An 11510-nucleotide genomic window follows, 5' to 3' on the forward strand; every position below is an offset into this window, starting at 1 on the left:
AAGAACTGAAAAGAATCACCAAGAGAAATCGAGGCGTCAGCCTTGATAAGATCTTGCAAGAAATCAAGCAGAAAATGCAGGGCTGGATCCAATATTACTCTATCGGGAAGATGAAAATCTTTCTTCAACATCTAGATGAATGGTTGCGCTCGCGTATTCGCCAGTATATCTGGAAGCAGTGGAAGAATATTGGGACCCGTTTCAAAGCACTGGTCAGATTAGGTATGAGCCGTAAAGAAGCTAAAATCTATGTGAATACACGGAAAGGGTACTGGCGCAATGCGCATAGTAAAACACTGTGTATATCCATAACAAACAAAAGACTGACACAGCGAGGACTATTAAACATGTCCCAGTTGTATCAGTCAATTCAAGCAAAAGCTTAAGTTGTTGAACCGCCGTATACGGTTCCGTACGTACGGTGGTGTGGGAGGTCGATAGTGTGAACTATCTCCTACCCGATTTCTCAAAGCAATGTAAGTCAAGTTTTAAGAAAAGGGAGTGTTTTGAAATGGAACAACATTCGGTAGTAAGAACCAATACAGCCGCATCGATCCGTGCCTTTGATCAGCATAAGGTGCCGGACTGGTGGCGCAGTTTTTTTGCCAGTCTGGCAATCTTAGTTTCATACCTGCTGCAGGTATTACTGCCTAAGAGTCCGCGGATCGTGACTAAGGATTTTCCGTGATTCACTGATCTCTTAGCGGCAGCCTTTGTGATCACCTTCATCTTAGCAGTTTGTCACTTGCTGACAGGGCGGTTTCGCGGTTTTGTTTACAAAAGCTATTTTATCGGCGGGGCTTTTTTGCTGGTCAGTCTCTATAACTTGGCGACGCTCAAGTTTGCCTTATTTAACCCGCTTTATTTTCCGGCACCGGAAGCTATTTTAAATGTTTTGGTGTCTGATTGGCAGTTTTTATTGATGTGTTTGCTATATTCGCTGCGTCTGCTGGGGATCGGTTTATTATTTGGCATCTCCGCAGGCTTGCTGACGGGGATCTTGATCGGCTGGTACACCTCTTGGAATTACTGGCTTGATCCGATCGTGAAGCTTTTTGGTCCGATCCCATCGACTGCCCTGATCCCGATCGTACTTTCTGCCTTTGCAACTAGTTTTCAAGCTTCCGCCTTTTTAATTGCGCTGTCGACCTGGTTTCCAATCACGATCTTGACTAATTCCGGTATTAGGAATGTTAAGCAAGACCTCTTTGAAGTGGCTGACACGATGGGCGCGACTGATACGCAAAAAATTTTGCGGGTTGCAGTCCCGGCAGCGACGCCTGATATTTTTGTCGGTATCTTCAACGGCATCTGTTCATCTTTTATTACCTTAGTGACTGCGGAAATGATCGGAGTCAAATACGGGATCGGCTGGTACATTAACTGGCAGCGGCAGATCATGGGTTACGCCAACGTTTATGCGGGGCTGATCATCATCGCGGTGACATTTTCATTGATCATTACGATATTCTTTAAGTTCCGTGATCACTTTCTCAGGTGGCAAAAGGGGGTCATTAAATGGTAAAAAATGGTGCGATAGTGATCGATAAAGTTCAAAAGATTTTTGCAGGTCAAGACCAGCAGGCTGCTCAGATCGAGGCTGTGCATCAGGTGTCAGCTCAAATCAAACCAGGCGACTTCGTAGCGATCATTGGTCCATCCGGCTGCGGCAAGTCAACATTGCTGCGAATGCTGGCAGGACTTGACCAGCCGACTAGCGGGACCATTGCTGTCGATGAGCAGAATGTGACTGGTCCTAGTCGTGAACGCGGCCTGGTCTTTCAAGATTCGACGCTATATCCGTGGCTGAACGTGGAACAAAATGTCAGTTTCGGTCTCAAACTTGCCAAGCAGCTCTCAAAAAGGAAAGATGAAGTCCAGGAGTTCATTGATCTGGTAGGGCTAAAAGGTTTTGAGAAGGTTTATCCCAACCAGCTTTCAGGCGGGATGCAGCAAAGAGTTGCCCTGGCACGGGCTTTGATCAACTACCCTAAGGTCTTGTTATTTGACGAACCATTTGGCGCGCTTGATGCGTTTACCCGGATGCGCCTCCATGATCAGCTGATCAAGATCTGGCAAAAGCACAAGATCACGATGGTTATGGTGACTCATGATGTGGAGGAGGCAGTTTATCTGGCTGACCATATTTTTGCGATGACGCCCCGTCCGGCTATCCTCAAGGATATCGTCGACGTTGATCTGCCGCATCCGCGTGACCGTAACGGCGAAGAATTCATTGCTTTAAAGGAAAAAGTTTTAAGGATTTTAAATTTCACTGGTGAAGAGGGTAATTTAAATGAAAACAAGTAAAAAAACAATTTGGAGCCTGGTGGTTTTGTTGATCATGGCAGTTGCTGCCGGGGGATTCTTGCTTAAAAATAAAAAAGACCAGGACGCCAAGGCAGCGCAGAAAAAAGATGACAACTATGTTTTGCGCCTTGCAGATCCATCGGGAGTCTGTGGAGCACCGCAACAAATCGCTGCTGAAAAGGGTTTCTTTAAAAAGGCCGGTCTGAAGTATAAAACGGTTAAATTATCTCCGGATACAAATGGACTGGAAGCGACAACCTCTAACAAGGTCGATGCCTCTAATTCTTTACTGGGCAGTGTTGTCCAGCCCTTATCTAACGGCGCCCAGATCAAGATCACGACTGGCTTGCATACTGGTTGTATCTCGATTTTGACCGGCAAAAATTCGCAAATCAAAAGTGCCAAAGACTTAGTGGGCAAGAAAATCGGAGTGGCACAGGTAGCCGGCAGCGAGGCGACCTTTGCTAAGCGTTATTTGTCAGACCATGGAGTTAATGTCAGCGATAAGCATTCGCAGGTCGAATTCACCCAGTACAGCGGCTCAGAATTGCCTTTGGCTTTGGAAAAAGGTCAGGTTGATGCAATCGCGATCGAGGATCCGGACGTGCAGATCGCCCAACAGAAATACGGGTTTAATGCCCTGGCCAATTCGGCCAAAACCAAACCATTTAATACTGAATACTGCTGTGTCGCCTATGTTTCGGAAAAATTGGCAAAGGATCACCCTGCAGTTGCCCGCAAGTATACACAAGCAATGCAGGAAGCCACACGCTGGGTCGCAAAACACCGTGAAGAGACTGCCCAGATCCAGATCGATAAGAAATATGCTCCGGGAGAAAAGAGTATCAATGTTCAGGCTTTAGATTTCTATAACTGGAAAGCGTCATATAACGGTGCGCAGAAAGCCTTTAAGCAGGTCGGCAATAGTTTGCAAAAAGCTGGGGTGATCTCCAAAGATGTCGATATTGATTCATTAGCCCGAAACTCATTTTTGAACGTGGAAACACAGCAATAAAAGGAGGAATTTGAATGGAATATTTAACTGAATTCGTGCTCATCTTATTAGCGGCTGCCTTTTTGGCAGGGCTGTATCTGATGCGGCGGCACCATGTCAGTTTTACTAAAACTGTCTTTACTGCTCTGACAGTCGGGATCGTTTTCGGCTTTGGCTTGCAGGCGGTTTTTGGCACGCAAAGCAAGATCGTCAGCACAGTGGTCGATTGGCTGAACCTTGTTGGTGATGGCTATATTGCTTTATTGCAGACACTTGTGATTCCCTTGATCTTTGTCTCACTCGTTGGAGCATTTGCCAAACTAGTTAACACCAGTGATGTGAAAAAAATTAGCGCCAGCGTGCTGACCACACTTTTGTTAACCACCGCGGCAGCCGCTTTGATCGGGATCGGCAGTGTTTTTGTTTTCCACCTGCAGGGGGCAGATTTTATCAGCGGGACTGCTAGTCAAAGTAATTTGGCAATACTTAAATCACACTAGTCACAATTAGGAAATCAGACCTTGCCGCAACAGATTTTGAGCTTTTTGCCGACTAATATTTTTGCGGATTTTGCCGGTACTCGGGCAACATCTACGATCGCTGTCGTAATTTTCTCCCTGCTCGTTGGCGGCGCCTTTCTGGCGGTGCGCAAACGTGAACCTCAAACAGCAGCCGTTTTCGCAAAGGGTATCCATGCTTTGCAGGCAATTGTCCACCAGATCGTCAAATTCGTGATCAAGCTGACACCGTATGGGATCTTAGCTTTAATGACCCGCGCGACGGCAACCAGCAGTATTAAGTCGATCTTGAATTTAGGGATCTTCATCATTGCTGCTTATGCAGCTTTGCTGGTTGTACTGCTCTTGCACACGGTGATCTTGGCTGTCAATCAGATCGATCCGCTGACCTACTACAAAAAAGCTTGGCCAGCGCTGATCTTTGCTTTTACATCCCGGACCAGTGCAGGAACACTGCCGCTAAATGTTCAGATCCAAACAGAGGCGCTTGGGATCTCGCCAGTCGTGGCGAATTTTGCATCCAGTTTTGGACTGACAATTGGACAAAACGGCTGTGCAGGCGTTTATCCAGCGATGATCGCAACGATCATTGCGCCTACAGTTGGCGTGAATGTCTTTTCCTTCCAGTTTATTTTGAGTTTGATCGCGATCGTTACGATTTCGTCCTTCGGCGTGGCTGGGGTTGGCGGCGGCGCGACTTTTACAACTTTGATGGTCTTAGGCGCTTTGAATTTACCGGTCGAGATCATGGGTGTGATCATCGCTATCGATCCAATTGTTGACATGGCTCGTACTTTGGTCAATGTCAATGATAGTATTTTGGCGGGGCTCCTCGCAGCTAAACAAACTGGTCAACTGGATAATGAGACTCTGAAGGATACCACGCAAGTAGTTGAATCAACTCTTTAGTCTTGATTTGTTCCAAAACTATTAATTATATAGAAGAAACTGAAATTGAACTTAGGAGCGCAGCATCAAGTGAGTGCGCCATAACGGGGACTACGTCAAATAGTGTTGATGAGAAAAATCATCAGCACTATTTTTTAGACTGATGGTGATACCCTTGGGTCTTTCTGCTGACAGCCTGATTTAGTAAAAGTAAGGATCCTAACCTGATATTTGAAAAAGCAGATAGCGGTTCAAGAATCAATGTCGCGCCCCAAGTTTAAAGAAGAAGGGCCTCGAGATTCGATGTCGAACCGTAATTTCTGAATTTTTCTAGCGAAAAAAATGCACAGACAGAGGAATTTTGTAGTATGCTGGTTAGTATTAGAAAAAAATGAGACAGGGGGAGTAGACTTGCACAAAAATAAGGGGTTATTTCTGATAATTTCTAGCGGGATCTTATGGGGAGCTTCCGGTACCAGCGCGCAAGCATTATTACATAATACCCACCTTTCAACCTATTGGCTGACTGGGATCCGGCTGCTTTGCGCGGGCAGCCTGCTGTTAGCTTATTATTTTTTGCGGACCCGCCAGAATATTTTTGCCATTTGGAAGGATAAAAACATGGCGCGGCAGCTGGTTTTATTTGCATTTTTCGGGATGTTTCCAGCCCAATTCACCTATTTTATGGCGGTTAACTATGGGGATGCTGCCACCGCAACGATCTTGCAGTTTTTAGGTCCGATCTTTATCTTACTGTTTTTGATCTTTCGCTGGCACCGGAGACCGACAAGATTAGATGTGGTCTGTGTCTTTTTCGCACTGCTGGGGACTTTTTTGTTAGTTACGAAGGGCCATGTCAGTCAACTGACCTTGGCACCGGCAGCGGTTTTCTGGGGAGTTATGGCGGGGGTCAGTCAAGCTTCGTATACTTTATTACCAGACCAGCTCTTAAAGAAATTTAAGGCTGAATTGGTCTGCGGCTGGGCGATGATTTTAGGCGGACTGCCTTTTATTCCGCTTTTGGTCACGAGTACGCCGCCAAGTTTCACAGGGCGCGACTGGGGACAATTGGCCTACATTATTATTTTTGGGACAGCAGTTGCCTTCCTCTTTTATTTATCCAGTCTCCATTATTTAAAACCAACGACTACCAGTATGCTGAGTGCTTTTGAACCTTTGACGGCAACGATTTTATCGATCCTGCTGTTAGGCACGGTGTTTAGCTGGATCCAAGTAATTGGCGGGGTCTTGATCATTGGCGTGACCTTTTTGCAAGGATGGTATGCCCAAAAAGTAATGCAGATGAAAGAATGAGATTGAAAGTCTCTGAAAGGCCGTTTTTCGCTGACAAATGTTAAGCGGAGAAGGATTAGTTTGATTAGGAGCTTGCGAGAACTCAGTACCAGGCTGCAAGAAGCAAATGAGTACAAAAAGTGCATAAAAAAATCCTTCCTAGTTATAGGAAAGAAGTAATGGTATATTTTTTTATTTCTAATGATTACTTGGACGAGCAGCATATAACTGATAAACGCGATTGTCGGCCTCATCGTAGACACTGATCGGGTGAGCATCGACAGCGTCGATCCGCAGGTGGTAGCCGTAAGTATCTAGAAAAACCAACTCTTTTTGACTGAGATTCAGGACTGAACCGGGGAGCGAACGACCATCAAGAGAAATTGCCAGGTCACTTGAAATTAACAGGTGGTGTGTTCGCGAACTCCTTTCGTCGATAAATTTCCAGTTGCCAGAATAGATAGCTGGCAAGGCGTTGTTTTGTTTCGGATGTTTCTTGTTCAAACGGAAAAGTTTACGCAGTTTGTTTCGATTTAAATTCGGTCTCCGTTTGCCGAAACGTTTCAGTTTCATTCCCGCTCCTTCTTTCTTTCACATATTATGATTTAAATATACCACCATTTATGAGAGAAAAACAGAAAATAAAGTTGATTTAAACTGAAATAGATTGATTTGAAATATAGATGACATTTTGAAATGTTTTTGTATTGGTCAGACGGGGAGGACAGAAGGTAGTTTAAATAAAAAAAGTTAATTTATTTAAATAAATCACCCCTGTTCTTTGACTCAGCTGCTCGCCAGAAAATCACTGGCATAATAAGGAATAAAACTAAGGTTAAAAAAATTGAAATAAAAATTAGGCGCGATATTTAGCAGCTGGAGTAGTAGTTTTGCCTAGGCAGGTTTTCAAAAATTCTTCAGTTATACCTGGGCACGTGTTTCTGGTAGAATAGAGTCAGATCAGAGTTTTGGCTTGCGGTTTAGCTTAAACGCCAATATGATGCGTGAGACTAACGCTGCTATTTTTAATGGGAGGGATCTACATGTTAAAGTTAGGAATTATCGGTACTAATTGGATCACTGAACAATTCATTAACGCTGCTCAGGAAACTGGCAAGTGGCAACTGACTTCCGTTTATTCACGAACTCTGCAGAAAGCTCAGGAGTTTGGCGAAAAATTTAACGGAGATTTCGAGTATTTTACTGATTTAGCAGCTTTTTTTGCCGAAGGTACTTTCGATGCGGTTTATATTGCGTCGCCAAACAGTCTGCATTTTGCCCAAGCCAAACAGGCGATTTTAGCTGGTAAAGATGTGATCGTGGAGAAACCGGCCTGCTCGAATCCGACTGAGATGCAGGAGTTGGTCGCGTTGTTAGAGGAGCACCCCGAGGTGTTCTTATTCGAAGCAGCACGTCATGTGCATGAGCCGAACTTTAAGGCCGTAACCAAAGCGATTGAAGGACTGAATGTCGTCCAAGGCGCGACGTTGACTTATGCCAAATATTCATCGCGCTACGATGCGGTTTTGGCTGGTAAAGAACCAAATATTTTTTCACCGGCTTTTTCCGGCGGGTGTGTCCAAGACCTCGGGGTCTACTTAGTTTATGACGCTGTTGTTTGGTTCGGTGAGCCAGACAGCGTTGACTACCATGCTGTCAAATTACCAACCGGTGTTGATGGGTCTGGAGTTGCCAGCCTGCATTACGATGGTTTTGATGTCACCTTGAATTTGTCCAAAACCTTTAATTCCTACCTGCCCGGTGAGATTTACGGCTTGAAAGATACGATTCGAATGGATCATTCCAGCGATTTAAATAAAGTTGAGTTAGACGATGGCAACGGACATTTAGAATTGTTATCTGTTGCGCAAAAGAAAAATCCGATGACAGCTGAAGCTGAAGAATTCGCGGCTGTTTTGAATGATAAAAGCTCGCCTGATGCTAAACAACTAGAAAAAGACTGGCTGGTTTATGCTGTGCTGGTCAATAAAGTTTTGTATCAGTTGCGCCAAAGTGCCCAAATTAAATTTAAAGCCGATCAAACGGCTGCAGAAATAGAAGAGGAAAAGAATGAATCCTAAGTTTGTCGAAGAATTTGCAAAAGAAAAATTTGCCGAGCTGACCCCGATCCAAGAGGCTGCCTGGGAACCGTTGAGTGCCGGGCAGAACGTGATCGGCTATGCTCCGACTGGGTCCGGGAAGACCTTAGCCTATGCGTTACCGCTGCTAGAGACCTTGTTGCCTCAAGACGGGACCCAGCTTTTGATCTTGACACCATCACAGGAGTTGGCGATCCAAGTCAATAACGTGATCGCACGTTTTGCCTCATTACTTGGTATGAAATCGATCGCGGTGATCGGCGGCGCCAATGTGAAACGGCAATATGAAAAGTTAAAGAAGCACCCTGAGGTCGTGGTCGGGACACCCGGGCGCGTGTTGGCTGTGATCAACGAAAAGAAGCTTAAAATGCACAAGTTGACTGCCTGTGTGATCGATGAGGCAGATGAAATGTTAAAAGACGACGAGTCATTAGACTTGTGCAGGCAAATCGTTGGGCATGCCCATGCCGACTTGCAGTTGGCATTCTTTTCGGCAACGTCTTCTAAAAAATTAGCGGATGTTCACCGCTGGTTTGGAATCGAGCCGCAAGTGATCGATGTCCGGCAAATTGACCAGACCCAGGGGAAAGTTGTGCACTATTTGGTAGAAAGCCCGGTTCGCAAACGAGTTGAAATGTTACGTAAACTCGCTAATTTGGAAGATTTTGCCGGCCTGGTCTTTTTCGACTCGACTACTCAGGTCAAAGATGCCGCAGAAAAACTGGCTTTTCAGCATGTGGCACTTGCCTACCTCAGTTCTGATTTGAGCTCGCAACGACGCAAACAGGCACTGACAGATCTGCGCAAACGCAAGATCTCATTGCTGCTGACGACTGATGTGGCAGCCCGCGGGTTAGATATCGCCGAATTGCCGGCGGTGGTCAACTTTGATATTCCGCGTGACCTCAACACCTATATTCACCGCAGCGGGCGGACCGGACGCATGGGTGTACCAGGTGCTGTGATTAATTTGGGCAATGAACATGACCTGCGCGATTTTAAAAAATTAGTCAGTCAGCAAGGTTATGACCTGCAGCCGGGTTACATTTATCAGCATCGGCTGGTGACGGATTTGGCAGCTGCACAAGCAGAAAACAGCCAGGAAAATAAACCACGCAAAAAGAAGAGCAGTCAGCAATCGGCCAAGACAGCAGTCAACGCAAAAAAGAAACAGCCTGTGCGTAAGAAGAAACGGCGTCGTGACCAGAAAAATAAAGGCAAAAGACGTTCCAAAAAGAGTGAGCAGGATCAAAATTAAATCGTGCACGATAAGAAAATCTTAAGGACAAGTTAACCACTGTTAAAATTTAAATTTTTGATTTAAAATAATGATGAGCAGGTTGCTAGGACTTGGGGTGATCTGACCAAAAACAACGGGGTGGTTTGAATGAAAACTTCAGTTAAGCTGAATGTTTCAGCGCACTATTTTTTTCAGAGGATCTTAGATATTCGTTTGTATGATATTTATGAAGCAACTGGACGGTCTGTTTCAGTTAAACAGCTGGCTGGTTTTGCCTACGAGACTGAAAACAATAGCGGTGAGCCCTGTCGCATTAGTGTGACCAGTTTAAAGCCGAATCAGAGTTATCATTATCAGATCGAGACGCAAGCAATGGTCATTTCGGCAGCCTATGAGCTTAAAGCTTTGGCCAAAGATCAAGTGCAAGTTGATTTTCGTCAGATCAGTAAAACCAAAAAGCAATTGCACAGTATGAAGGACAGATTAACCAGCAAGATTTTCGATCACATTAAGGCTAATAACTTTAAAAAAGTCTTGAAACAAATGGAGATCGGCTACTAAAAATGATTGCTGCTATTGACTTATTAGCTTTTCTACCGCTATACTTATAAAGGTCGGTTGCGTTATGCGCTTGTAGCTCAGCAGGATAGAGCAACCGCCTCCTAAGCGGTAGGTCATCGGTTCAATTCCGATCAAGCGCATAGTAAGTAATGAATCAGACGAGCATGACTGCTTTTGGCAGCCATGCTTTTTTGAAATATGGAGTGAAGAAAATGAAAAAAATCAAAATTATGACAGTTTTTGGCACGCGGCCGGAAGCCATTAAAATGGCACCGTTGATCAAAGAGATGCAACAGCGTTCGGCTGAGTTTACACCGATCACGGCAGTGACAGCCCAGCACCGGGAAATGTTAGACCAAGTCTTAGACATCTTTTCAATCAAACCAGACTTTGATTTGAACATCATGCACCAAGGTCAGACCCTCAATGAGATCACCACTGATGTTTTACAGAAACTTGATCAAGTGATCGCTCAGGCTGACCCTGACTTGATTTTAGTTCACGGTGACACAACAACGACTTTTGCGGCTAGTGTCGCTGCTTTTTACCGGCAAAAACCCCTCGGACATGTTGAAGCCGGGTTACGGACTTGGAACAAATATTCTCCGTTTCCTGAAGAAATGAACCGGCAAATGACTGATGTTTTGAGCGACCTCTATTTTGCCCCAACAACTCAAAGCAAAGCCAACTTACTTCAGGAAAATCATGCGGAAGAGAAAGTTTTTGTCACTGGGAATACAGCCATTGATGCTTTAAAACAAACAGTTCGGCCGGATTACCACCACGACCTCTTAGATCAGCTGCCTGCTGACCACCGGATGGTTCTAGTTACAATGCACCGGCGCGAAAATCAAGGGGCACCGATGCGCACTGTTTTTCAGGCGATGAGAGATGTTTTGGCACAGCGTCTAGATGTGGAGCTGGTTTATCCGGTTCATTTGAGCCCGGCTGTCAGAGAGGTTGCGAATGAAGTTTTTGCTGGTGTCAAGCGGGTTCATTTGATCGAGCCATTAGATGTGATCGATTTTCACAACCTGGCGGCTCGCAGCTATTTCATCATGACAGATTCTGGCGGTGTCCAAGAAGAGGCACCGTCATTAGGGAAGCCTGTCCTGGTTTTGCGCGATACGACTGAACGGCCAGAAGGCGTAGCCGCGGGAACGTTAAAATTAGTCGGGACAGACTATGGCAAAGTGAAAGCAGAAATGTTGCAGCTGCTGGATGACTCGGAAAGTTACCGTGCCATGTCAGAGGCGTCCAACCCATATGGTGACGGGAAAGCCAGTGCTAGGATCTTGGATGCGATCCGATACCATTTTGGAGCTGACAGTCAGCGTCCGACAGATTTTAAATAATTTTTGGTTCTAGTGATGAGTAACGATACTTAGTGCTAGAGCTTGATCAGGCTGCCTGTTTCTGAATGGAACGGGTAGCTTTTTTTGGTGCGCCCGGCATGGGCAGTAACTAGGCGGTGTGAGTCCGCTGTGAGCCGTAGTGGTCGGTATCACAAGTCGAAGGCAAGGGTGTCTATTGCGAGGTAGAATCTGAAGGAAGCCCGAGACAAAACATCGAATCGATGTACAAGAAGTGGCTAAAAGGCTGGAAAC

At 45.4% G+C, this 11510-nt stretch carries 9 protein-coding genes, 1 tRNA gene and 2 pseudogenes; 11 read left to right on the top strand and 1 reads right to left on the bottom strand.

The genetic code is table 11. From position 1 onward, the window contains the following. From LFYK43_RS11395 to LFYK43_RS11420, 6 genes and pseudogenes are all read left to right on the top strand, one after another. Positions 1-386 (top strand): group II intron maturase-specific domain-containing protein (locus tag LFYK43_RS11395; RefSeq protein WP_305775332.1); only part of this gene is annotated, 386 nt, incomplete at its 5' end. Between the two features lie 167 nt (positions 387-553). Beyond that, positions 554-1525: pseudogene (locus tag LFYK43_RS11400) on the top strand (ABC transporter permease). Then, the gene (locus LFYK43_RS11405; RefSeq protein ID WP_124978399.1) at positions 1519-2310 is read left to right on the top strand and encodes an ABC transporter ATP-binding protein; all 792 of its coding nucleotides are present in this window, start codon (positions 1519-1521) and stop codon (positions 2308-2310) included. The pseudogene LFYK43_RS11400 and the gene LFYK43_RS11405 overlap by 7 nt, the downstream one beginning before the upstream one ends. Beyond that, positions 2297-3325: an ABC transporter substrate-binding protein gene (locus tag LFYK43_RS11410; RefSeq protein WP_124978401.1), complete on the top strand. Its 1029-nt coding sequence runs from the start codon at positions 2297-2299 to the stop codon at positions 3323-3325. Before LFYK43_RS11405 ends, LFYK43_RS11410 begins: the two co-directional genes overlap by 14 nt. Before the next feature lie 14 nt (positions 3326-3339). Next, positions 3340-4731, top strand: a pseudogene (locus LFYK43_RS11415) (cation:dicarboxylate symporter family transporter). 390 nt (positions 4732-5121) lie between these two features. Then, positions 5122-6024, top strand: a complete 903-nt coding sequence (locus LFYK43_RS11420) for a DMT family transporter (protein WP_229718031.1) — start codon at positions 5122-5124, stop codon at positions 6022-6024. A gap of 177 nt (positions 6025-6201) precedes the next feature. Here LFYK43_RS11420 and LFYK43_RS11425 read toward each other — a convergent pair whose 3' ends face one another. Further along, positions 6202-6576 carry a DUF4828 domain-containing protein gene (locus tag LFYK43_RS11425; protein ID WP_124978405.1) on the bottom strand — a complete coding sequence of 125 codons (375 nt, stop codon included), beginning with the start codon at positions 6574-6576 and terminating at the stop codon, positions 6202-6204. Positions 6577-7046: 470 nt separating this feature from the next. Here LFYK43_RS11425 and LFYK43_RS11430 point away from each other — a divergent pair, with 470 nt between their 5' ends. The 5 genes from LFYK43_RS11430 (at position 7047) to wecB (ending at position 11258) form a co-directional block, all read left to right on the top strand. Then, the gene (locus tag LFYK43_RS11430) at positions 7047-8084 is read left to right on the top strand and encodes a Gfo/Idh/MocA family protein (RefSeq protein WP_124978407.1); all 1038 of its coding nucleotides are present in this window, start codon (positions 7047-7049) and stop codon (positions 8082-8084) included. Further along, positions 8074-9360, top strand: coding sequence for a DEAD/DEAH box helicase (locus tag LFYK43_RS11435; RefSeq protein WP_124978409.1), 1287 nt, complete (start codon positions 8074-8076; stop codon positions 9358-9360). The genes LFYK43_RS11430 and LFYK43_RS11435 overlap by 11 nt, the downstream gene beginning before the upstream one ends. Positions 9361-9489: 129 nt before the next feature. Next, positions 9490-9903: a DUF3284 domain-containing protein gene (locus LFYK43_RS11440; RefSeq protein WP_124978411.1), complete on the top strand. Its 414-nt coding sequence runs from the start codon at positions 9490-9492 to the stop codon at positions 9901-9903. 66 nt (positions 9904-9969) lie between these two features. Continuing rightward, positions 9970-10043 (top strand) — tRNA-Arg (locus LFYK43_RS11445). 72 nt (positions 10044-10115) lie between these two features. Further along, positions 10116-11258: a non-hydrolyzing UDP-N-acetylglucosamine 2-epimerase gene (gene wecB, locus LFYK43_RS11450; RefSeq protein WP_124978413.1), complete on the top strand. Its 1143-nt coding sequence runs from the start codon at positions 10116-10118 to the stop codon at positions 11256-11258. Positions 11259-11510 lie beyond the last annotated feature (252 nt).

The organism is Ligilactobacillus salitolerans (genome assembly GCF_003864415.1).
Taxonomy (GTDB): Bacteria; Bacillota; Bacilli; order Lactobacillales; family Lactobacillaceae; genus Ligilactobacillus; species Ligilactobacillus salitolerans.

Coding starts and splice junctions, on each gene's coding strand:
- LFYK43_RS11410 (WP_124978401.1), top strand. CDS start 2,297: ATGAAAACAAGTAAAAAAACAATTTGGAGCCTGGTGGTTTTGTTGATC.
- wecB (WP_124978413.1), top strand. CDS start 10,116: ATGAAAAAAATCAAAATTATGACAGTTTTTGGCACGCGGCCGGAAGCC.
- LFYK43_RS11430 (WP_124978407.1), top strand. CDS start 7,047: ATGTTAAAGTTAGGAATTATCGGTACTAATTGGATCACTGAACAATTC.
- LFYK43_RS11425 (WP_124978405.1), bottom strand. CDS start 6,576: ATGAAACTGAAACGTTTCGGCAAACGGAGACCGAATTTAAATCGAAAC.
- LFYK43_RS11405 (WP_124978399.1), top strand. CDS start 1,519: ATGGTAAAAAATGGTGCGATAGTGATCGATAAAGTTCAAAAGATTTTT.
- LFYK43_RS11440 (WP_124978411.1), top strand. CDS start 9,490: ATGAAAACTTCAGTTAAGCTGAATGTTTCAGCGCACTATTTTTTTCAG.
- LFYK43_RS11435 (WP_124978409.1), top strand. CDS start 8,074: ATGAATCCTAAGTTTGTCGAAGAATTTGCAAAAGAAAAATTTGCCGAG.